Origin of the sequence: Leucothrix arctica, from assembly GCF_003172895.1 — a bacterium.
Classification (GTDB): domain Bacteria; phylum Pseudomonadota; class Gammaproteobacteria; order Thiotrichales; family Thiotrichaceae; genus Leucothrix; species Leucothrix arctica.
Map to the genome: position 1 here is coordinate 108,627 of NZ_QGKL01000021.1, position 21,568 is coordinate 130,194.

Genomic DNA, 21,568 nt, shown 5'->3' on the forward strand with positions numbered 1-21,568 from the left:
TTAAGCTTACGCAATAATAAATTATCGGGCGTAACGCTTCTTAAACTTATCTACCTGACCAGCAGAAGTATTCAAGTTTTGCTTACCTGTGTAAAACGGGTGAGACTCACTAGATACATCTAACTTGATTAGAGGGTATTCATTACCATCTTCCCAAGTAATTGTTTCTTTTGCTGGAGCTGTAGAACGCGTTAGGAATGAAAAATCACTAGTAACGTCTTGAAATACAACTGCTCTATAATCTGGGTGGATACCGGCCTTCATAGTGAAGATCCTCAAAATTTGTTTAATAAATCTAATGACCGCGAATCATAGCAGATAGTCTTTGAGAAAAACAATAGCTATCTGTCGCTAAATATAGAGAAAATAAGGAAGTTTTATTACTTTTTCTTCTTTCTCGCTCGCGGATGAGCCTTATCATACACCGATGCTAAGTGTTGATAATCCAAGTGAGTATACACTTGCGTGGAACTAATATCGCTGTGACCTAAAAATTCTTGTACAGCACGTAGATCACCAGAAGACTGAAGCAAGTGAGATGCAAAACTGTGTCGTAGTTTATGAGGATGTACCGATTGCGGAATACCCTGCTTCATTTGCCAATGGCTAATTCGCAATTGAATGTTACGGTGAGAGATAGCTTTGCCCTGCTTACTAAGAAACAAAGTATCTAGACTAAGTCGGTTAACTAAACTTCTGTGCTGGAGGTATTCTTGTATAGCCACCATCGCTTTGCTGCCCACAGGAATTACTCGAGTTTTATTACCCTTACCCGTGACTCTAAGTAGCGCTTCATCCGCATTAATATCAGAGACCGCTATACCGGCCAGTTCAGCAAGTCGTAACCCAGAGCTATAGAACAACTCTAGAATAGCGCGATCACGAGCCGTAATAAAATCATCACCCTTAATATCTAAAAGTTGGCTAACCATTTCGATGTCTAAGGTTTGCGGCAAGGGTTTGTGTTCTTTGGGTGCGCGAATATCGATGGCAGGGTTTGAACTGAGACGCTTATGTTTTATCTGATAACGATAGAAGCTACGTAGTGAGGAAAGTTTGCGTTGAAGGCTTCGAGATTTCAAACCTTGTCTATGCAGCTTTGTAATCCACTGACGAACGACAAACTCAGTCACTTGGTTTAGATCAAGGCTATCTTTGTGCTCAGTAAGCCAGAGCTGGAATTGATCAAGATCGCGCTGATAGTTTTCACAGGTAAGGGGTGAGTAGCGACGCTCATAGCGCAGGTAGTCTAGGAACGCCGCTAAGTCAATTTTGTTAGTGTTCAAGGTGTTGGGAAATAGCCGTTGCAATAAGCTCACCTAGGTGGTTTAAAAAGACAGTGCCCATACCCTTATTGAATCGCTCAGCTTCTGTACTACCAAGTGCCAGTAAACCAATACTATGGTTACCCTGTAACGGAACCAAAGCAACGGACTCAATGCGAGAGCTATTCTCATCAAACAAGAAACTGAGTTGCTCTTCAGGACAAGTACCACAGACCGGCTTTAAGTTATCTAACAAACCGTGAAAAGCTTGCATGACTTCATGGTCACCCTTAACAAAGTGCAAACCAGGTAAATCATCTTCGTCTTTATCATGAAACAAACGGAATGAAACAAAGTCAGCGTTGAAATCGCTACGTAACACATCCTGAGATGTACTCAATAACATATCCAAACTATCAGCTCGAAGCAGTTCTAGCGTCAAGTGGTGTAGCTTTGTCATGATTTGTTCATTGGATCGAGCAGCGGTAATCAATGCATCCAGTTGTCCTTCAAGCTGCTTATTCTTAGAACGAAGTACTGACGTTTGGCGCTCTAGTAAAGACGTCGCACCTGTAATGCCCTGACTGACTTCTAAACTTTCTAACACGCTAGGATTGCGAATTAGAAAGTCTGGTGTATTCTTTAAAAATTCAATGACTTGATTATCTTCAATTGTATCTGGCTGTTCAGATTGAACGGTCTTGCTCATATTTTTATAGTTCCGTTAAATACGGTGGTTACAGGGCCAGTCATCATCACAGGAGATCCGATGCCAGCCCAGCTAATAGTTAGGTTACCTGCAGGGAGTATAACAGTTACAGATTCATCTAATAAGCCTTGAAGAATGCCCGCAACAATCGCAGCACAAGCACCCGTACCACAGGCCATTGTTTCACCTGCACCGCGCTCATATACTCGAAGACGAACGTTTGAACGGTCTATTATCTGCATAAATCCAGCATTCACCTGCTCAGGAAAAATAGGTGTGTTCTGAAAAGCCTTACCAATGACTTTTACAGAAGCATCATCGACACTTTTAACAAGCATCACGGCATGAGGGTTACCCATCGAAACCGCAGAAAATGTGATTTCCTGATCCGCTAGCGTATGGCGATATGTGGTTTGTTGTGAGTCAGCGATAAACGGGATGTCGGCAGGCTCAAGAACAGGCTGTCCCATATCAACAGTGACTTGGTCATTACCTTCAAGTGTAAGTACGATACGCCCACCAGCAGTCAGCACTGGTATTTCTGTCTTATCTGTTAAACCTTCATCAACCACGAAGCGAGCAAAGCAGCGAGCACCATTTCCACATTGCTGTACTTCACCACCATCTGAATTAAAAATACGATAGCGAAAGTCACAGTCATCAACTGGTGACGGTTCGACTACAAGTAATTGGTCGCAACCAATTCCCATATTACGGTCAGCAAGGCACTTCACTGTTTCAGTATCTAGCGTGACTGATTGGCTAATAGCATTGATCATTACAAAGTCATTGCCGAGACCATGCATTTTAGTAAATTTAATGTTCATAACAGACTGTCTTCATTGTTCTAAAGGTACTTTTAAAAGGGAGTTTAACATTAAAGGGACTGACTTGAGATATTCACAGAAAGCTTTGTTGTTGTCCTAAGTATTAAATAGCGGATATGTTAAAATCTACTTTGTTTGTTTAACTAAAAGAGAATTTATTGTGAGCGAATTTAATCAAGAAGTTGATGCGACAGGTCTAAACTGCCCACTGCCTATCTTACGTTGTAAGAAAGCGATGAATGGATTGGAGTCAGGCAACGTGTTGAAAATCACGGCAACTGACGGCGGCTCACCAAAAGATTTCGAAGCGTATTGCAAACAAACAGGTGATGAGCTTTTAAGTAGCATAGAAGAGAACAACAAGTTTATATTTATGATCAAGAAAAAATAAGCGGTTATGAGTCTAAACATAGCTCGTTTTTTATCTGCATAACTTAGTCATAAAACATGAAAAGAACCCCATTAGTTATTGCTGAGTATTTGCAGCAGCAACAAGCAAAGCACCTGTATCGTAAACCTAGAATAACAACGTCTGCTCAACAGCCGGAGATGGTAGTTGATGGTGTGCCGTTACTAACGTTTTGTAGTAATGACTATTTGGGTTTAGCCAACCACCCTGAACTGATTAAAGCCTTTCAATATGCGGCTAACCAATACGGTGTAGGAAGTGGTTCAGCGCATCTTGTCAGCGGCCATAATATTGAGCATCAGAAATTAGAAGAGAGTCTTGCTGAGTTTACAGGGCGAGAACGGGCATTGATGTTTTCAACAGGCTACATGGCAAACGTTGGTGCTATCGCAGCGTTTGCAGGTAAAGGTGAAACCATTTACCAAGATCGTTTAAACCATGCGTCATTGATTGATGGCGGCCGATTGAGCGATGCAAAAATGTGGCGCTATCATCATAATGATATGCAGGACTTGGCAAGACGCATGAATAAAGGAGGCGATGATTGCAGTATGATCATTACTGACGGTGTTTTTAGCATGGATGGTGACTGTGCAGATGCAGCAGCGCTAGCCAGATTAGCCAAACAACATAAAAGCTGGTTGATGGTCGACGATGCACATGGCTTTGGTTGCTTAGGTAAACAGGGTGGTGGTTTAGTTGAGGCCTTGGGCTTAAGCAGCGATGATGTTCCTTTATTGATGGCGACATTAGGAAAAGCCGTCGGAAGTAGTGGCGCATTTGTAGCAGGTGACCACGATGTCATTGAATACCTGATACAATCCGCTCGCAGTTATATATTTACAACAGCGATACCGCCTGCGGTGGCTGCTGCTAGTAGAAAAGGTCTTGAGCTTATTCAAACAGAGTCTTGGCGCAGAGAGAAGTTAGCAAAGAATATTCAGCAGTTTAAACAAGGTGCTGCTGGGCTGGGTTTACCGATGATGTCATCTGACACTGCGATTCAACCGATAATGGTTGGAAGTAGTGATGTAGCGATGCGGTATAGCCAACAGCTATTAACACACGGGATTCTGGTTACTGCCATTCGTCCACCCACCGTTCCCAACGGTGAGGCAAGGTTACGAGTGACATTATCAGCAGCCCACACTGCATCACAAATAGAACAGTTACTTGTAGCCCTGGAGTCTCTCAATATGACTCAAAAGCCAGAGTACGCAATCAAGGAGAGATAGGAATGGGAACTGAAGAAATTAAATTGGCAGGGCTAAAAGTCACGCTACCGCGTACGCGCATTCTACAAATATTAGAAACGAATAAAACACGTCACATGAGTGCGGAAGATGTCTACCGTGTACTGCTTGATGATGACGCGAGTAGTATCGCATTAGCTACGGTTTATCGCGTACTGACACAGTTTGAAACAGCAGGTTTAGTGATTCGTCACAACTTTGAAGGTGGCCAAGCTGTTTTTGAATTAGACAATGGCGAGCACCATGACCACATGGTTTGTCTGAAATCTGGCAAGATAGTAGAGTTTCATGATGAAATTATCGAACAGCGTCAACGCGAAATTGCTAAAGAGCATGGTTTCGAGTTAGCTGATCATAGTTTGATTCTTTACGGCGAGTTCAAAGGTAAATAATGAAGTACAAAGATCTGAGAGATTTTATTGAGCAATTAGAAGCTCAAGGCGAACTAAAGCGCATTACTGCTGAAGTTGATCCTTATCTGGAAATGACCGAAATCTCAGATCGTGTGCTACGAGCAGGTGGTCCAGCCCTACTGTTCGAAAACCCTAAAGGCCATCAAACACCGGTGCTAACCAACTTGTTTGGAACGACTAAGCGTGTTGCGATGGGCATGGGTGAAGATAGTGTTGAAGCTTTACGTGGTGTGGGCGAGTTACTCGCAATGCTCAAAGAGCCTGAGCCGCCGAAAGGTTTTCGTGATGCTCTCAGTCTCATTCCAAAGTACCGTAAGGTGCTAGATATGGCACCGAAAAAAATCAGCAATCCAGCCTGTCAGGCAGTGGTTGTTGAAGGCGATGCGGTTAATCTAAATAAAATCCCAATTCAACACTGTTGGCCAGGTGATGCCGCACCGCTCATTACGTGGGGTTTGGTAATCACTAAAGGCCCTCACAAGAAGCGTCAAAATTTAGGGATCTACCGCCAACAAGTACTGAGCAAAAACCGTGTGATCATGCGATGGTTGTCACACCGCGGTGGCGCACTAGACTTCCGCGAGTGGCAGCAAGAACATCCGGGCGAGCCATTCCCAATCTCAGTAGCACTAGGGGCTGACCCAGCCACTATATTAGGGGCTGTTACACCAGTACCTGACACGTTGTCGGAATATGCATTTGCAGGACTGTTACGGGGTTCACGTACCGAGTTAGCCAAGTGTATTGGAAATGATTTACAAGTACCTGCATCAGCTGAGTTTGTATTAGAAGGTTATATTTATCCCGATGATATGGCACCAGAAGGTCCATTTGGTGACCATACGGGTTATTACAACGAAGTTGATAGCTTTCCTGTATTTACCGTTGAGCGGATAACTCACCGAAAAGACCCAATTTACCACAGCACGTATACCGGCCGTCCGCCGGATGAGCCAGCGATTCTTGGTGTTGCGCTAAATGAAGTGTTTGTACCTATTTTGCAGAAGCAATTTCCAGAGATTGTCGACTTCTACTTACCGCCAGAAGGTTGTTCTTACCGCATGGCCATTGTTAGTATGAAGAAACAATACCCTGGTCATGCGAAGCGAGTGATGATGGGCGTTTGGTCATTTTTAAGACAGTTTATGTACACTAAATTCGTCATAGTGGTCGACGATGATATAAATACGCGTGATTGGCAGGATGTGATTTGGGCAATGACTACCCGAATGGATCCAGCCCGTGATACACTCTTGATAGAAAACACTCCAATCGATTATCTGGACTTTGCATCACCAGTATCTGGTTTGGGGTCAAAGATGGGGTTAGATGCTACAAACAAGTGGGAAGGTGAAACTACCCGCGAATGGGGCGAGCCTATTACCATGAAGGCCGATATTAAAACCCGTATTGACGAGATATGGGCAGATCTAGGTCTTGATGAATAAGGCAGTGGTTAGAAACACAATAAAAATAATAAAACCCGAAAAAGGGAATACACAATGAAATTTAGTAAGACGTTAAAGACATTAGTCTGCGCAGCACTAGTTATAATACCATTGGGGAGTGCGGCAGCAGCAGCGCCAATCTATCCAAACTTACCACCTGAAATACAGCAATCATTGCGTGACAAAGGTATGTCTGCGTGGGGAATGAGTGCACATGTTCAGGCGATTGGCTCACCTAGACCGCTGATATCACACAACGCTAAAATCGCAAGAAATCCAGCATCGGTGATGAAACTACTCACCTCTTATGTAGCACTTGGTGTGTTAGGACCAAACTACCGTTGGCCAATTGAAATTTCCACAACAGGCACACTTCAAGCCGGTGTACTTTCTGGAAATGTTTATATCAAAGGTTATGGTGCGCCAGACTTTGATACAAAAGGTTTGCGTGAAATGTTGAGCCAGTTACGACGTAAAGGCATTCACACAATCCGTGGCCGTTTGATATTTGATGATACCTTCTTTAATGGACCTAAGATTGACCCAGGTGCATTTGACGGAAAGCCATACAATACTTATAACGCACAACCTGACGCTCTAATGTTTAATGAGCGACGTACTACCTTTGCTGCCTACCGTAAGGGCAACAAAATCAGTGTGACAACCGCTACTCCAGCACATAACCTACGTATTGTTAATCGTATCAAGCTTGCGAAGAAAACATGCCGTGTGAATACTAGCGTCAAGCGTGGTCAAGGTGATGCAGTTACTGTGACATTTACAGGTTACCTTGCAAGACGTTGCCGTAAACGTGGTTACACCATGGTCGTTACTGACCCTGCAAATACTATGTACTCTGCGATCAACAAAATTTGGACTAAAGAATTAAAAGGCCGCATGGACACACAGTTTATGGTTGGCGCAACACCACCAGCTGCACGTCCAATACACGTTCATTACTCAAAGACTTTAGCTCAGTTGTTACCAACGGTCGTTAAAGATAGTAATAATGTAATGGCTCGTCAGCTACTACGTTCGGTTGGCGCAAAACGTTTTGGCGCACCCGCTACACCTAGAAAAGGTGCTGAAGCTGTTGATGATTACCTACGTAGTCAAGGTCTAGACTTTCCTGAGCTACGGATTGAAAATGGCTCTGGTTTAAGCCGCTACGCTCGTATTAGTACAGAAAATATCTCACGTCTACTTAGTAAGGCTTACTATGGTAAGCACCGCGATGTGTGGATGAGCTCAATGGCAATCGCAGGTGTTGACGGTACAATGAAAGGCCGTTTAAAGAAGTCAGCCGTTCGCGGTCGTGGTTTCTTTAAAACAGGTACATTACGTGACGTACGCGGTATTGCAGGTTATGTAAATGCAGCGGATGGCCGTACTTATGTTGTATCTATTTTACACAATGATCCTGCTGCCCGTAGCCGTGGACGTAAAATTCATGATAATTTTATTGAGTGGGTATTCTGGGGCAAGCAAATGGCCAAAGGCTATTAATTGACCCGTTTCGAATAATGCTAAGAGAATAATAATGTGACAGAAAACACGGTATCCAAGGCAATGCCAAATGTTATTAGTGCGCGTCAATACCCCCTAGAGCAGGCGTTTACACAGCCCCTGCTTCTGGGCGCTATTATTGCGTTAGTTCCAGGTATATTGATCCAGATGTTCATCGATCCAGCAGATATGAACCGAGTGGCGAAGATACTGTTTGGTAACTGGATATCGCCACTGATTTTGTGGTTCTTCGTGAGCAGTCTCATGCATTTATGGATGAAGGCTGGCCGCTTAACCCGAGAGTGTAAGCAAACACAGCTTTTGTCTGAACGTGCATTACCGAGTGTACTCGCTGCATCTACCGGTGAAACACGTGGGCATGGTTTGTGGGCGGTTCTCCGTCAGCAAGTGACTCCTAAACAGGTTTCTAGCGACAATTTGTTAATGAACCGTTTACAGCTTTTTCTCAGTCAATCTCATCCGAGTGATGAGATTGATGAAGCATTCGGTATCACCGAGCGTGAGTATATGCGTGGTTCATTCGCGCTTTCACGCTTTATGGTATGGGCTATTCCTATTTTGGGCTTCATTGGCACAGTATGGGGAATCAGTAATGGTATTGCGCATTTCTCTGATGCGATGACATCGACTAGTTCAGTGACGGATGTATCGTCAATGCTTAAAGACAACCTACCACTCGTGACCAATTCACTAGCGACAGCGTTTGATACAACTCTACTAGCATTGTTGTTAAGCGTACCGTTGATGATGGTTATGATTTGGTTAGAGAAGCGTGAAGAAGCCTATCTGATTCAAATAGATCAGCAGTGGTTTCATGACATTAAGCCAAAACTCATTCAAACAGCAGGCATGGGTTTAGCGCACTCTGGCGATTCGTCAGATGGTACAAACATGGCACCTGTCCAGTCAGTTGCAAATGAAATAAAAATGCTCAGCACCCAAGTGGGCGCGCTGCAAGAAACGATGGAAGATCTGTACGAAATGATTTTCGAATCACGACTAAGCGACTACAAGAAGCATGGCAAGTAGAGCGTCACGTTACGCCCGTTATCTACCTCAAGAAAAGTTAGAAATAAGCTTATTTCCATTCTTGAGCATCTTCCTGTGCGTGATGGGAGTGCTATCGTTTATCAATATACTAAGCAGTGTATCAACACCGCAAAAAGTGCAGTTGACGATGGATTTGGAACAAGGTTATAAAGTGGCCTTTCAAATATTCACTCTGCCTGAAGGGATAATCGTCGCGCCTTCTATAAAGCGTTTAACCGACCTTCAGGGCGTAGTGGACGATGACTCAAAAGCAATACTGGCGATGATCATTTTGAGGCGTAAGATGATGATTGAGCAGTTAGCATTGGGTCAAACAGAAGCTAACTTTGGTGCCACATCACCTGACTCTGAAGATATTCGTTTATGGATGTATGAGATTCGTCAGATAAACGAAATGGCGTTGCGAGCCAACTTCCTTTACGAAGAGTTTGTATTGTTTGGTGTGTACCCTAACGGTGGGCAAGCGTATCAAAAGGTGCGTGATGTCATGAACAGTTCGGGTGATGCTCAGAGTATTAGTGTCGGTCTTGAGCCTTTGGACTCGAATTGGTCCTTGAGTTTGCATAATCAGGAGGAGCCATGAAGAACCTGATTAACGTAGACTCATTGACAGACATCGTGTCCAATTCTGTTGGTATCTTGATTATCTTTGCCGTGATCAATCTGATTCATGACAACAATAAGACCTATGAACTTGAGATCCCAATTGAACACCAAACCGATCTAAAGCCGGCTTACATCATTAGTAAGGATGATCGTCTTTTGGTCATGAATACAGATGAAGTATTCGCAAGTGCAGCGCAACAAGCAAGTAACGGTGCTGCAGCCAATAAGCGTATATTCGATTTAAAGTACAAAGGACTCTATGCTCAAGTAGAAGATGAGCAGGGCATCGCGTTCCATGCGCGTGTGACAGATGACTGGCCTAAATTCACTGAGCTTGAAACTACCGGTAGTGAATTACAAAAACAGTTAAACAAGATCGACCCTAAAGAGTACTTCGCTTATTTTTTCGTCTACGATGAAACAAATTTAGGCAGTACTGCTGGTAGCGGCTACGAAAGTTTTCGTGTTGCCAGAAAGTACCTAAAGGCACGTCGAATCAAGTCAGGCTGGCAGCCTGTTAATGCTGAGTCCCCAGCCAGCATCTGTAGTTATAGCGATTGCCGTTATCTACCGTCATTTCTCGCTTCTGAAGCGCCATAGCCTTACAAAAACTTTGTGTTACTCCTTGCTTCTCAAGACGTAGCTAATATAACTATGTATTAGTTCTAATAGTGGTGTCTTTGGCTTATTCTTTTGTATGTTGATTTACTTTGTGTCATTATTATTAAGAACAAGCATGTTTGTTCTTACAAGTCATCGTAAGGCGAAATAATTAAAGACACGTTGGACTTCTTGGGTCACCCATTCCAGACAGTATTTTATTTATTTCTGTTTGAAATTTTTGGTGCTCACCTGAAAATTAACCGCAATTATTGAAGAGATGGCTATGAATCTTCGTACTTCTGCGCTCACTATATCCACGGGCAATCGCCTACAGAGCCACATTTCGCAGTTTTTACAAGGTCGTTATGACATTGGGTCTGTTGAGTGGCGGATGTTGGTTGTACTTTCTGAACAACCCGACTTACGCATGAATCAAATTACCCAAATTACCGAAATGGATAAAGCCGCTGTGAGCCGTGCTTTAACAAAACTGGGTGAAAAGCGCTTAGCAAAAGCTGAAGTTGATAAAGACAACCAACGCAGTAAAAGTTGGCAGTTAACGCCCGCTGGCAGTGCACTACATGATGTAGTACGGGCCGAATACTTGAAGCTGCAGAGTGAGATATTTGCAGGAATAGAAGAGGCTGAAATGTCACAAGCCTGCGATGTTCTTAACAGTATTAAAAGTAACCTTGATCAGATTGAAGACTCAGACAGATAAGTTGTAATACATAACCCCCGGCCCAAATAAAGAATATAAAAAAAGCCCCGTAAGATGTAAATCCTACGGGGCTTTCCTTTATCTAAAAAAGGCTAAAGCAATTTACGCGTTAGCAGCTTTTAAAGCAGCGTTGAATGTTGCACTAGGGCACATGGCAGCTGTGATCTTCTCTGAGCTAGGTAGGAAGTAACCACCGATATCAACAGCTTCACCCTGTACAGCAGCAAGCTCAGCAACAATCTTCTCTTCATTGCTAGTGAGTGCTTTTGCTAGTGGAGCGAACTCTGCAGCAAACGCAGCATCTTCAGTTTGAGCAGCGATTGCCTGCGCCCAGTACATAGCAAGATAGAAGTGGCTACCACGGTTATCAAGCTCGCCTGTGCGACGTGAAGGAGACTTGTTGTTGTCTAGTAGCTGACCTGTTGCAAGATCAAGTGTATCCGCAAGGATCTTAGCGCGAGCATTGCCAGTCTTGATGTTTAGATCTTCAAGAGACACAGCCAATGCCAAGAACTCACCTAGTGAATCCCAACGAAGATGATTTTCTTCAACCAACTGCTGAACGTGCTTCGGTGCAGAACCACCAGCGCCTGTTTCAAACAATCCGCCGCCCGCCATTAGCGGTACGATAGAAAGCATCTTAGCGCTTGTACCAAGCTCCATGATAGGGAACAAGTCAGTTAGGTAGTCACGTAGGATATTACCTGTTACTGAAATAGTGTCTTCGCCTTTAATAATGCGCTCTAGTGAGAACTTCATTGCGTCAAGCTGATCCATTACACGGATATCAAGGCCGTCTGTATCGTGGTCCTGAAGGTAAAGTGCAACTTTCTTACGTAGCTCGTTCTCGTGTGGACGGCCTTCATCCAACCAGAATACTGTTGGCATACCTGACTGACGTGCACGATTAACGGCAAGCTTAACCCAGTCACGAATAGGTGCGTCTTTAGTCTGACACATTCTGTAGATATCGCCTTCTTCAACTTCTTGCTCAAGAAGCACATCACCGTCAAATGTAACAACGCGTGCAGTACCTGCAGCAGGAATTTCAAATGTCTTATCGTGAGAACCGTATTCTTCAGCTTTCTGAGCCATCAAACCAACGTTAGGAACAGTACCCATTGTTGTAGGATCAAATGCGCCGTGAGTCTTACAGAAAGTAATGACTTCCTGGTAGATACGAGCAAATGTACTCTCAGGGATAGTTGCCTTAGCATCTTTAGCCTTACCATCAACACCCCACATCTGACCACCGTTACGGATCATAGAAGGCATAGATGCATCAACGATGACATCGTTTGGCGCGTGTAGGTTAGTGATACCCTTGTCAGAATCAACCATCGCAAGCTCTGGACGATCAGCATATACAGCAGCGATAGCCGCTTCGATTTCTGCACGCTTTTCAGCAGGTAGGTCAGCAATTTTGTCGTAAACACTGCTTATACCGTTATTAGCGTTAACGCCAATTTCTTCAAATAGATCGCCGTACTTAGCAAATACATCTTTGTAGAACACCTTAACCGCGTGACCAAACACGATAGGGTGAGATACTTTCATCATTGTTGCTTTCATGTGAAGAGAGAACATAACGCCTTGTGTCTTAGCGTCTTGCATCTCAGCTTCCAAGAATTCGCAAAGTGCCTTCTTGCTCATGTTCATGCCATCGATAACTTCGCCAGCAAGCAATGATACTTTTTCTTTAAGAACTAGCGTCTCGCCACCCTTAGTAACCAACTCCATGCGTACGTCACATGCTTTGTGCAATGTGATGCTCTGCTCGCTTGAGTAGAAGTCACCTGAAAGCATGTGTGAAACGTGACTCTTAGAGTCAGGATTCCATTTAGCCATTGAGTGAGGGTTCTTTTGAGCGTAACGCTTAACTGCTGGAGGTGCACGACGGTCAGAGTTACCTTCACGTAGAACAGGGTTTACCGCACTACCAAGTGCTTTAGAGTAACGTGCTGCTAGCTCAATTTCTTCTTTAGTCTTCTGCTCTTCAGGGTAGCTAGGAATCTTATAGCCTTTCTCTTGAAGCTCAGTGATAGTCGCAATCAACTGTGGAACAGAAGCACTGATGTTAGGTAGCTTGATGATATTCGTATCAGCAAGTTGTGTAAGACGACCTAGCTCAGCAAGGTTGTCAGTTACTTTCTGATCATCAGTCAAAAACTCAGGAAATTCACCAAGTATACGAGCAGCAACCGAGATATCACTTGTCTCTACATCAATCTCTGCCGCAGCAGTAAACGTCTTGATGATTGGCAGCAAAGAATGCGTCGCGAGTAACGGCGCTTCATCAGTGAGCGTATAAATAATTTTTGGATTAGTAGACATAGAGTTCCCTAGCTGTGATTTACATGTGATTTTTCAGAGCAGTAGTATAACAAATTGGTAGACCTGAAAAAGAATAATTATTACAAAACAATGCTATACACCCCGAAAGTGCTGATAACTACGTCTATTTAACCCCCAATCGTTGTTATTTTTAATACATAGAATTTGTATTTAATAGTACTGAAATTGTAAATTTTCCATACAAACCTCTTATATCAGAGTTATCGACTAAAAATCTCGCCGATATTCGTTTCCATGCCTTGCTCAGGTTTCACTGGAACCATCCGTGCCAGTATCAACGAAACAGCTGCCATAGCGGCACCCGCATAGAAGACAGCAGAGGGTGATACTAACCAAATATAGCCAAATACAACGGGCACAACGACCGCAGCTATGTGACTAATAGAGAAAGAAACACCAGCAGTTGGAGCGATGTCAGCAGGGTCGGCTATCTTCTGGAAATAGGTTTTTAAGGCAATCGCCATCGCAAAGAACAGATGATCAAGGATATACAGCACAATCGCCCAAGCAGCTGACTCAACTAAAGCATAACCGATAAACACAATAATCAGTCCAACATACTCTAAGGTAAGTGTTTGGCGTTCACCAATAAATCTAATCAAGCGACCAATTTTAGGTACAATGTAGATATTGGCAACCATGTTGGCGATGAACATAAGGGCCACTTCTGAGGCTGAAAAGCCGAACTTCTCAACCATTAGAAACCCTGCAAACACCACAAATATTTGTCGGCGAGAGCCACTCATAAATACCAGAAGGTAATACAACCAATAGCGCTTACGAAGCACCAAATGTTTGTTTTGCTCAACCTTGGCAGGGAAGTGAGGGAACTGAAGCCATGCAAATACAGCAACCGCCATGGTGACGCTTCCACCTATCATATACAGCGTTAGCATGGATAAGTTGAACAGTTCTAAGCTGATATACACCATGCTGTAAGCCAGCAGAGAGGAGCAAGCACCGACTGAAATTAAGCGGCCAAGTAGCTCTGGTGCTTTGTCTTTATCAAGCCATTGAAGCTGTAAGGATTGGTTGACGGCTTCAAAGTAATGAAAGCCAATTGACATAATCATGGTGGTAAAACACAGCCCCCAAAAGCTGGGTAACCAACCGGTTAGTACTACACCTAGTCCCAAAATCAGTAACGAAATAACGGCTAGTGTTTGCTCGCGAAACAGCAGTAATAAAAAAACGACAGCAAATGATAAGAAGCCAGGAACTTCCCGTAAGCTCTGCAATATTCCCATATCCGAACCGTTAAATGCAGCTTGTTCGATGGCAAAGTTGTTTAACAATGCCATCCACACGCCAAAGGAAAACGGCATGGACGCGGCCATGAGGTATAGCAATATTTCAGGCGTTCGCCATTGGCCAGTTCTAACAGACTCAATAATAGCTCTCATGGCACTAGTTCCACGTGAAACAAAAGAGCTATTGTAGGGTAGATTATTGGGGCGGTGTTAGTGTGGTTTACTACATATTTACGATTGCAGTTTTGTAGCCATCGTCAGATTCAACCGCAGCAACAGACGATACTGGATTCGTAAATTCAGCGAAGACGCCACCATTAATGACAAACTGAGCAGCTTGTTTTTCATCAGTAATATCCAAGTTGAATGCTTGGTTTTCTGGACTGACAACACACTTTTCATAAGTGCTAACAAAGCGGTATTCACCCAGTGATAAGTCAAAAACTTGGACATCAATACCATCAGCACGAATAGAGCCCAGAGCGCCTTTTTGATATTTTTGGTCAGCTACTGCAACAATACGTGGAGTAGAATAATCGTCATGCTCGTAGTCCATTGCTAACAAAACATTAGCAATCGCATCACGCATATTCATGCCTGATTCTAGCTTTTCAAACACGGGGTCAGCTTGAGTACCATTGCCAACAACAGCGTATTGGCTGTTAGAACGAAAGCAGTTATAGCTAATGTATGGGCTGGTATAGATATCTTCGTGATGTCCCTTTTTCGGTATGACCGCTAGCGAGTTTTCAAGCTGAGCGATTTCACGATTTGGGAATGATCGAGAGGAAACTCTGTACATGACTGTAAGCTTGTTATCTTTGGTGCGTCCAACTGAAACGATTCTACCGACATACATATTGCTTAATCCTCTAGTGGTTTTACAAAGCAGTGTGTTTTGTAAAACCCTAGCAGCTTACTTTTTAAAACAAAGTAATTCAATCTAGGAAGCTTTACTGATCAACCTTCCAAATTTCTCACAAACGTATACTCACCAGACGCTTCTTTCATTTTATAGAGCGCAGCAGGTCGACCACCCTCATAGCGTTTTTCACCCGTATCTTCCAATAATTCAGCTTGCTCTATACGACGTCTAAATGATTTTTTCTGAATCGTTTTACCAATCAACACCTCATGCAATTGCTGCAACTCAGGTAATGTAAATTGTTCAGGCAAGGCATAAGCAGGGACTATTGAGTACAGTGCTTTTTGCCTCAATCGCTCTAAAGCCACCGTAATAATAGCTTGATGATCAAAGGCCAGTGTTTGGTCTTTTAACGTATCAACCGCAACCCAAGCCGCATCCGATACATCTGCAATACCCACTTCACAGTCTTGATGTGCAATCAGCGCACTGAAACAAACCGTTACCGACCAACCTCGTTTATCACGGTTAGCATCACCCACACATTGTAGTTGCTCGACATAAGGAGGGATGACTTTGGTCTTTTCTTCCAGCTTGCGCAGCACCGTATCGCGAATACTTTTATCCTGCTGCATATCGATAAAGCCACCTGGTAATCCCCATAAATCAAGGTCAGGATGATTGGAGCGTTTCACTAATAACACCTTTAACTGGTGATCGTGGTAAGTGAATAATGTCGAATCAACGCTAATCAAGGGCGTATCAAATTTGCGTTTATCGTATGTTTTAAGAAAAGTAGCTTCATCCATCTGGTCTTCTTCCGTGTTGTTTTAAACCATCCTAACCAGTGTGAATGTTAATTTCAATTATTTTGTGTCCTAATGACACTTTTATGTTGACAGTAATGGAGATACTCCTCATTATTGCTTAAAGTGTCATAACGACACTAATAGAAACAACCGGAGAAACGATATGTTAGGTATTCCATATTTTAAAGCAGACTCATCTACCTACGTGATTAAAAGCGTTAACGGTAAGGTGAAAAAGAAGGGAAAGGGTTTAAGCTTTTTCTACAACGTAGCAACCACATCAATCGCGACCGTGCCTATAAACGCACAGCAATCGCCATTTATATTCAACTTACAATCACAAGATTTCCAAACCCTGCAGGTACAAGGGCAAGTCACCTACCGCATAGTAGAGCCTGAGAAAACAGCAGAGATGTTGAACTTTAATCTCAAGAAAGACGGTGTTAACTACAGTTCAGAAGACCCGCTAACGATTGGTGACTTAGTGATTCGTTCGGTACAAACCATTGTGCAGAACACTGTTCAAAACTCCTCATTACGCACCGCGTTGAAGTTAGGGCAGCCGTTGGTTGAACAGATTAAAAAGGAATTGTTTCAGCAAGAGTCGTTAACGAACTTGGGTATAACCGTGATTGAAACATCGATTACTGCCATTACACCGAGTCGCGAAACAGCTCGAGCGTTAGAGGCAGAAGTGCGTGAAATGATCTTGAAAGAGGCCGACGATGCTACCTATGCCCGACGTAAGTCAGCAGTTGAACAAGAGCTAACCATCAAGGAAGCGGAGTTACAGACTGAGCTAACCGTGCAGGAAAAAGAGCAGGAAATTGCCGAGTCTCGTGTTGAAAACGAACGCACCATGTTGCGAACCAAAATGGAGATCGACCAAGAGCGTTTGGACGGTGAAATACAGTCCGAAGAGCAGCGTCAAAAGTTGGTCGTGCTAAGTGTCGAAAATAGCAAGCAAGAAGCAGACGCTGAGGCCTATGCGGTTAGCCAGCAGATGAAAGCATTCCGCGAGTTACCGGTCGAAAACTTGAAAGCTTTGGCCTTGGCAAGTATGCAGCCAGAGCAGTTGATGGCGGTGGCGTTTGAGTCGTTAGCTAACAATGCAGAGAAGATCGGTGAGTTGAATATCAACCCTGACATGTTTAGCCAAGTGGTTAAAAAGGCAGTGCGCTCATGAGTACCAAAAACCAATACCGCTTCGTGTTAGTGAGTCGAAAGACTCGCTTGCAGGAGTTGGTGGAGCGTTTTAACACATGGCCACAAGCCAAGTTTTACTTGGAACATAACCAAGTAGATGGTCAGGATTATTTCGACGAAAACGCACAGTATCAACAGTGCTTGGTCGATGCCGAGCAAACCTTAAAAGCATTGGGGCGGTTTCAATTGTTAGAGCGGAGTTTTTTACCGAATTACCAATTTAGTCCTGACGATATCGTGGTAGTGATTGGTCAAGATGGTTTAGTTGCCAATACGTTAAAGTATTTAAATGGCCAGCCTGTGATTGCTATAAACCCAGACCCAACGCGCTGGGACGGTCGTTTACTACCCTTTGAAATGGCAGAGCTAGGAAGCGTCGTTAAACGCGTCATGACCGACAGCATATCTGATAAAACGATCACTTTTGCCGAAGCCACCACTAATGACGGCCAGCGTATGTTAGCAGTGAATGACTTATTTATTGGCCCACAAAGCCACAGCTCTGCGCGCTATAACTTATCTTTGAATGACGAAACAGAAATGCAGTCGTCATCAGGCGTGATTATCTCGACAGGCTTTGGTTCTACGGGTTGGTTGCAGTCGATATTGGCGGGTGCTAGAGGTGTTGTGGGTGGCAAAAGCAAAACAGAGTCAGAGGGCTTTGACTGGGATAAGCAGCGACTGCAGTTTGCAGTTAGAGAGCCATTCCCTAGTAATACGACGGGGACGGAGCTTGTGTTTGGACAAGTGAAAGGCGCTGAAAAACTCACGTTGGAATCGTTTATGCCTGAGAATGGAGTAGTGTTTTCGGATGGTATTCAGGGAGATTATTTAGCGTTTAATTCGGGCTGCATTGTGACCGTTGGGGTATCGGATACTGTTGGTAGGCTGGTCGTTTGAATGAGAAATATTAAAGCTCAAGGTAAAATTATAGTTTCATTAAAGTACTTGTTCTCTTGTCGAGAAATAGACCAATAGGAGACTTAACATCCAAGTGTCCCAAAATCACGTTATCTATAGATGTTTGTACTAGCAAGTTAAGTGGTTAGAAAATGTACGCCAAAATATTAACTTTAAAGTCAGCTATTAGCAGTACACTTAACTCATAGATACTACTTATCACTTTGGAGCAATCACCATGTTAGAAGTTGTTAATCCATACAACCTACGCAAAGTAGGCCAAGTACCCACCGTCAATTGGGACGAAGTAGATCAATACTTAGCAACGGCAACTGCGTTATCTAAAGACCGGAAAGCCCGACTACCCGACTATCAACGCATCGAGATTTTGAAAAAAGCAGCCGTCCTTATGGAAGGTCGTTTTGAAGAATTAGCACTGCTAATCGCTAATGAAGGTGGCAAGCCATTAGGCGATGCGCGCGTTGAAGTGACTCGCGCTATCGATGGTCTGGGCCTCTGTATTAAAGAGTTAGGCAATAATGCCGGCCGTGAAATCCCGATGGGTTTAACCGCAGCAGGAACAGGGCATTTAGCCTTTACTCAACGTGAGCCGATTGGCCCTGTGGTGGCTGTTTCAGCATTTAACCACCCGCTAAACCTTATTGTGCATCAAGCAGCGCCAGCGATTGCAGTCGGTTGCCCAGTGTTGGTGAAACCTGCCGAAGACACGCCATTGTCATGCCAAGCCTTTGTAGAAATTATGTATGAAGCTGGTTTGCCAGAAGATTGGTGTCGTTTTGTAGCTTGTGACATTCCAACTACTGAGAAAATGGTGACAGATTCACGTGTAGCTTTTTTTAGTTTCATCGGCTCTGCACGTGTTGGTTGGATGCTTCGCTCAAAACTAGCACCAGGTACACGTTGTGCGCTTGAACACGGTGGCGTAGCGCCAGTGATTGTTGAAGAGAGTGCGGACTGGTCAACCATGGTGCCAAGTTTACTGAAAGGTGGTTTTTATCATTCTGGGCAAGTGTGTGTGTCAGTACAGCGTGTGTTCGCACCTAAGGCGCAAGCCCAAGAGCTAGCAAACCAGCTGGCAGCAGGTGCTAAAAAGCTGAAAGTAGGTGACGCGTCACATGAAGATGTCGATTGCGGCCCACTGATTCGTCCACATGAAGTTGATCGTATAGAAGCTTGGGTCAATGAAGCGGTTGAGGAAGGTGCGACGTTAGTCTGTGGCGGCAAACGATTAGGCAACACAACCTATACACCAACGGTGTTATTAAACCCAGCAGTTACCAGTAAAGTATCTACTCTGGAAGTGTTTGGACCAGTGGTTTGTGTCTACGGTTATGACAGTATTGATGACGCGATTGAGCAAGCTAATTCGTTGCCGTTTGCATTCCAAGCGTCAGTGTTTACTAAGAACTTAGACGTGGCAATGGCTGCGATTCATGACTTAGATGCATCGGCTGTAATGGTCAATCAGCACACTGCATTTAGAGTAGATTGGATGCCGTTTGAAGGGCGTAAACAGTCAGGTTATAACGTGGGTGGTATTGGTTATACAATGCATGACATGACTGAAGAAAAGATGGCTGTTATCAACTTATAACAGCAACTAGCCACACAGTAAGAAGATGCTTCGTGCTGCCATCTATAGGCAGCACGAAGGCAGTTTAACCACCTGTAGCGCTATTTATATCAACGTTTTCTTTCGCAAAACGATGTAACACTTTCAGTTGTAATCTCATATTAATCGCATCCACATTGAACGAAGCTAACTCTTTCTTGGTTAAAGAAAGGCTGTTGGGCAACTTCACTGTGATTGGATCAACAGGCTTATCATTTTTACGGAACTCATAGTGCAAGTTAGGGCCAGTGGCTAAACCCGATGAGCCGACATAACCAATAACATCACCCTGTGCAATTACCTGACCTGCTTTCAAGCCATCTTTAAACTTAGATAGGTGAGAGTACAGCGTCGTATAACCTTCACGATGCTTGAGTACGATAGTTTTACCGTAGCCACCCTTAGTGCCAACCGACTTAACTTCGCCATCACCTGTTGCGATGATCGGCGTCCCCACTCTAGCGGCAAAGTCAGTCCCTTTATGAGGGCGCAATATTTTTAATACTGGGTGCAGGCGCCGAGGGTTGAAGTGAGATGAAATCTTAGCGCGAGCCAGTGGCATTCTAAGGAATGCACGTTTCATTTCACGACCTTCAGGTGTGAAGTAATCAGTTAAACCACGAGCAGTCGTGTGTCTGATGCTACGAAGCACCTCACCTTTATTGACCAACTCAGCGGCGATCAAATTCAAACTGCCGACTTGATCACCGTTATGATAAATACTTTCAAACACCACAGTGATTTGATCACCAATATTGGCATTCTTAGTAAAATCTACATCCCAATCAAACACCTTCACAATCTGGCTAGTGACACTCTTTGGGACCTCTGCTTTCTTAGCATCTTGGAATAAGTTCTTCTTAACGGAGAATGTTGCTCTAGCCTGACGCACTTCAAATTGCTTCTTTTGCCAGCTGCCTTCAAAGCTACCTGACTCTGTTGGCTCAATGACAAAGCTCTTTTCATAATCAGGGCTAAAGACTAATTGCTCTAACTTACCTTGGTCAGACTTTGCACGAACGATTGTGCCCGTCTTCATGTCTTTTAAGGCGTCTGCAATAGATTCTATTTTCTTAAGCTCTCGAAGAATGCTGGGTTGTTTAATCCGACTAAATATTGTGGCCTGACTGTCAGAGCGCTTAACCGTATAAGTATCCCAAGTGCTTTTTGTATTGATTAACTCGAAACCAACATGTGTGGCAAGCGGTTGGTTTGGCAAAACGAGAGTCTTTATTCCCTCATCGACACTCGCTAGCGGTGCTGCGTCAGTAATCGTCTCAGAGGGTTTAACCAACGGCGTGAGCGCTTTTGAAACACTTGCACTCTGAACCTTTAACGGTTCTGAAGTGTGTATCTCAGGCTCTGGGCTGTTGAGTGTTAACTCTGGTTGCTCAATTGAGCTATTCGGTAGGTGCGACTGAAGCGGGATGTTACCAAGCATAAAAGCACAGCCAGCCAATAACACAGTTCTGGTTGCCCAGCGTGATGTGAAGGAGGAGCTGTTTACTTTTTGACTGGGCGCGTTTTCGGTTTGATCAACAAGAAGGTCAGAGTCATTCTTGTCTTCTATATCAAAGCGGGTGAGAACATCTTCCCAGTTCTTATTATTTTTAGTTATTGATGACATCTTAGTACTTGAACTCAATTTTGCTGGATCCGTAATGTAAGTTTAAAACATTTCATCACATTGTTGACATTACAAGTGACGAGCGGATTACC

21 protein-coding genes are annotated in these 21,568 nt (G+C 43.8%); 12 read left to right on the top strand and 9 right to left on the bottom strand.

The window, feature by feature from the left end; genetic code table 11:
* Window positions 1-21: 21 nt before the first annotated feature.
* From DKT75_RS07325 to dapF, 4 genes are all read right to left on the bottom strand, one after another.
* Window positions 22-264 (bottom strand): type B 50S ribosomal protein L31, encoded by a 243-nt coding sequence (locus tag DKT75_RS07325; RefSeq protein ID WP_109822770.1) that lies wholly within the window; start codon window positions 262-264, stop codon window positions 22-24.
* Between the two features lie 116 nt (window positions 265-380).
* Entirely contained in the window at window positions 381-1,310 is a 930-nt protein-coding gene (gene xerC / locus DKT75_RS07330) for a tyrosine recombinase XerC (protein WP_245923126.1), read from the bottom strand.
* On the bottom strand, window positions 1,276-1,974 hold the full coding sequence (locus tag DKT75_RS07335; RefSeq protein WP_109822772.1) for a DUF484 family protein: 699 nt from the start codon (window positions 1,972-1,974) through the stop codon (window positions 1,276-1,278). Before DKT75_RS07335 ends, xerC begins: the two co-directional genes overlap by 35 nt.
* On the bottom strand, window positions 1,971-2,801 hold the full coding sequence (gene dapF, locus DKT75_RS07340) for a diaminopimelate epimerase (RefSeq protein WP_109822773.1): 831 nt from the start codon (window positions 2,799-2,801) through the stop codon (window positions 1,971-1,973). The genes DKT75_RS07335 and dapF overlap by 4 nt, the downstream gene beginning before the upstream one ends.
* A gap of 160 nt (window positions 2,802-2,961) precedes the next feature.
* Between dapF and DKT75_RS07345 the strand changes: the two genes are divergently transcribed.
* From DKT75_RS07345 to DKT75_RS07385, 9 genes are all read left to right on the top strand, one after another.
* Entirely contained in the window at window positions 2,962-3,192 is a 231-nt protein-coding gene (locus tag DKT75_RS07345) for a sulfurtransferase TusA family protein (protein ID WP_109822774.1), read from the top strand.
* Between the two features lie 56 nt (window positions 3,193-3,248).
* Window positions 3,249-4,445: an 8-amino-7-oxononanoate synthase gene (gene bioF / locus DKT75_RS07350; RefSeq protein WP_109822775.1), complete on the top strand. Its 1,197-nt coding sequence runs from the start codon at window positions 3,249-3,251 to the stop codon at window positions 4,443-4,445.
* 2 nt (window positions 4,446-4,447) lie between these two features.
* Window positions 4,448-4,855 (top strand): ferric iron uptake transcriptional regulator, encoded by a 408-nt coding sequence (gene fur / locus DKT75_RS07355; protein ID WP_109822776.1) that lies wholly within the window; start codon window positions 4,448-4,450, stop codon window positions 4,853-4,855.
* Window positions 4,855-6,324, top strand: a complete 1,470-nt coding sequence (gene ubiD, locus DKT75_RS07360; protein ID WP_109822777.1) for a 4-hydroxy-3-polyprenylbenzoate decarboxylase — start codon at window positions 4,855-4,857, stop codon at window positions 6,322-6,324. The genes fur and ubiD overlap by 1 nt, the downstream gene beginning before the upstream one ends.
* Before the next feature lie 54 nt (window positions 6,325-6,378).
* Window positions 6,379-7,830: a D-alanyl-D-alanine carboxypeptidase/D-alanyl-D-alanine endopeptidase gene (gene dacB, locus DKT75_RS07365; RefSeq protein WP_109822778.1), complete on the top strand. Its 1,452-nt coding sequence runs from the start codon at window positions 6,379-6,381 to the stop codon at window positions 7,828-7,830.
* A 36-nt stretch (window positions 7,831-7,866) separates the two neighbouring features.
* On the top strand, window positions 7,867-8,880 hold the full coding sequence (locus tag DKT75_RS07370; protein ID WP_109822779.1) for a MotA/TolQ/ExbB proton channel family protein: 1,014 nt from the start codon (window positions 7,867-7,869) through the stop codon (window positions 8,878-8,880).
* On the top strand, window positions 8,870-9,484 hold the full coding sequence (locus DKT75_RS07375) for a hypothetical protein (protein ID WP_109822780.1): 615 nt from the start codon (window positions 8,870-8,872) through the stop codon (window positions 9,482-9,484). Before DKT75_RS07370 ends, DKT75_RS07375 begins: the two co-directional genes overlap by 11 nt.
* A complete protein-coding gene (locus DKT75_RS07380; protein WP_109822781.1) occupies window positions 9,481-10,107 on the top strand; it encodes a hypothetical protein in 627 nt (208 codons plus the stop codon). The genes DKT75_RS07375 and DKT75_RS07380 overlap by 4 nt, the downstream gene beginning before the upstream one ends.
* 286 nt (window positions 10,108-10,393) lie before the next feature.
* Window positions 10,394-10,831: a MarR family winged helix-turn-helix transcriptional regulator gene (locus DKT75_RS07385; protein ID WP_158278809.1), complete on the top strand. Its 438-nt coding sequence runs from the start codon at window positions 10,394-10,396 to the stop codon at window positions 10,829-10,831.
* A gap of 102 nt (window positions 10,832-10,933) precedes the next feature.
* Here DKT75_RS07385 and DKT75_RS07390 read toward each other — a convergent pair whose 3' ends face one another.
* From DKT75_RS07390 to DKT75_RS07405, 4 genes are all read right to left on the bottom strand, one after another.
* On the bottom strand, window positions 10,934-13,165 hold the full coding sequence (locus DKT75_RS07390) for an NADP-dependent isocitrate dehydrogenase (protein ID WP_109822783.1): 2,232 nt from the start codon (window positions 13,163-13,165) through the stop codon (window positions 10,934-10,936).
* Window positions 13,166-13,386: 221 nt separating this feature from the next.
* Window positions 13,387-14,589 (bottom strand): MFS transporter, encoded by a 1,203-nt coding sequence (locus DKT75_RS07395; protein WP_109822784.1) that lies wholly within the window; start codon window positions 14,587-14,589, stop codon window positions 13,387-13,389.
* A gap of 70 nt (window positions 14,590-14,659) precedes the next feature.
* On the bottom strand, window positions 14,660-15,295 hold the full coding sequence (locus DKT75_RS07400) for an IMP cyclohydrolase (RefSeq protein WP_109822785.1): 636 nt from the start codon (window positions 15,293-15,295) through the stop codon (window positions 14,660-14,662).
* A 101-nt stretch (window positions 15,296-15,396) separates the two neighbouring features.
* Window positions 15,397-16,110 carry an NUDIX hydrolase gene (locus tag DKT75_RS07405; protein ID WP_109822786.1) on the bottom strand — a complete coding sequence of 238 codons (714 nt, stop codon included), beginning with the start codon at window positions 16,108-16,110 and terminating at the stop codon, window positions 15,397-15,399.
* Window positions 16,111-16,273: 163 nt separating this feature from the next.
* Here DKT75_RS07405 and DKT75_RS07410 point away from each other — a divergent pair, with 163 nt between their 5' ends.
* The 3 genes from DKT75_RS07410 (at window position 16,274) to DKT75_RS07420 (ending at window position 19,831) form a co-directional block, all read left to right on the top strand.
* Window positions 16,274-17,296: an SPFH domain-containing protein gene (locus DKT75_RS07410; protein WP_109822787.1), complete on the top strand. Its 1,023-nt coding sequence runs from the start codon at window positions 16,274-16,276 to the stop codon at window positions 17,294-17,296.
* Window positions 17,293-18,216, top strand: coding sequence for an NAD(+)/NADH kinase (locus DKT75_RS07415; RefSeq protein WP_109822788.1), 924 nt, complete (start codon window positions 17,293-17,295; stop codon window positions 18,214-18,216). The genes DKT75_RS07410 and DKT75_RS07415 overlap by 4 nt, the downstream gene beginning before the upstream one ends.
* A 238-nt stretch (window positions 18,217-18,454) precedes the next feature.
* On the top strand, window positions 18,455-19,831 hold the full coding sequence (locus DKT75_RS07420) for an aldehyde dehydrogenase family protein (RefSeq protein WP_109822789.1): 1,377 nt from the start codon (window positions 18,455-18,457) through the stop codon (window positions 19,829-19,831).
* A 64-nt stretch (window positions 19,832-19,895) separates the two neighbouring features.
* Here the strand turns inward: DKT75_RS07420 and DKT75_RS07425 are convergent, their stop codons facing one another.
* Window positions 19,896-21,476 carry a M23 family metallopeptidase gene (locus DKT75_RS07425; protein ID WP_109822790.1) on the bottom strand — a complete coding sequence of 527 codons (1,581 nt, stop codon included), beginning with the start codon at window positions 21,474-21,476 and terminating at the stop codon, window positions 19,896-19,898.
* Window positions 21,477-21,568 lie beyond the last annotated feature (92 nt).

Excerpts from the sequence above, each read along its gene's own strand:
- DKT75_RS07395 (WP_109822784.1), bottom strand. The coding sequence starts at position 14,589 with ATGAGAGCTATTATTGAGTCTGTTAGAACTGGCCAATGGCGAACGCCT.
- DKT75_RS07400 (WP_109822785.1), bottom strand. The coding sequence starts at position 15,295 with ATGTATGTCGGTAGAATCGTTTCAGTTGGACGCACCAAAGATAACAAG.
- fur (WP_109822776.1), top strand. The coding sequence starts at position 4,448 with ATGGGAACTGAAGAAATTAAATTGGCAGGGCTAAAAGTCACGCTACCG.
- DKT75_RS07380 (WP_109822781.1), top strand. The coding sequence starts at position 9,481 with ATGAAGAACCTGATTAACGTAGACTCATTGACAGACATCGTGTCCAAT.
- DKT75_RS07375 (WP_109822780.1), top strand. The coding sequence starts at position 8,870 with ATGGCAAGTAGAGCGTCACGTTACGCCCGTTATCTACCTCAAGAAAAG.
- dapF (WP_109822773.1), bottom strand. The coding sequence starts at position 2,801 with ATGAACATTAAATTTACTAAAATGCATGGTCTCGGCAATGACTTTGTA.
- DKT75_RS07415 (WP_109822788.1), top strand. The coding sequence starts at position 17,293 with ATGAGTACCAAAAACCAATACCGCTTCGTGTTAGTGAGTCGAAAGACT.
- ubiD (WP_109822777.1), top strand. The coding sequence starts at position 4,855 with ATGAAGTACAAAGATCTGAGAGATTTTATTGAGCAATTAGAAGCTCAA.
- bioF (WP_109822775.1), top strand. The coding sequence starts at position 3,249 with ATGAAAAGAACCCCATTAGTTATTGCTGAGTATTTGCAGCAGCAACAA.
- DKT75_RS07390 (WP_109822783.1), bottom strand. The coding sequence starts at position 13,165 with ATGTCTACTAATCCAAAAATTATTTATACGCTCACTGATGAAGCGCCG.
- DKT75_RS07405 (WP_109822786.1), bottom strand. The coding sequence starts at position 16,110 with ATGGATGAAGCTACTTTTCTTAAAACATACGATAAACGCAAATTTGAT.
- DKT75_RS07410 (WP_109822787.1), top strand. The coding sequence starts at position 16,274 with ATGTTAGGTATTCCATATTTTAAAGCAGACTCATCTACCTACGTGATT.
- DKT75_RS07325 (WP_109822770.1), bottom strand. The coding sequence starts at position 264 with ATGAAGGCCGGTATCCACCCAGATTATAGAGCAGTTGTATTTCAAGAC.
- DKT75_RS07385 (WP_158278809.1), top strand. The coding sequence starts at position 10,394 with ATGAATCTTCGTACTTCTGCGCTCACTATATCCACGGGCAATCGCCTA.
- DKT75_RS07420 (WP_109822789.1), top strand. The coding sequence starts at position 18,455 with ATGTTAGAAGTTGTTAATCCATACAACCTACGCAAAGTAGGCCAAGTA.
- dacB (WP_109822778.1), top strand. The coding sequence starts at position 6,379 with ATGAAATTTAGTAAGACGTTAAAGACATTAGTCTGCGCAGCACTAGTT.
- DKT75_RS07425 (WP_109822790.1), bottom strand. The coding sequence starts at position 21,476 with ATGTCATCAATAACTAAAAATAATAAGAACTGGGAAGATGTTCTCACC.
- DKT75_RS07335 (WP_109822772.1), bottom strand. The coding sequence starts at position 1,974 with ATGAGCAAGACCGTTCAATCTGAACAGCCAGATACAATTGAAGATAAT.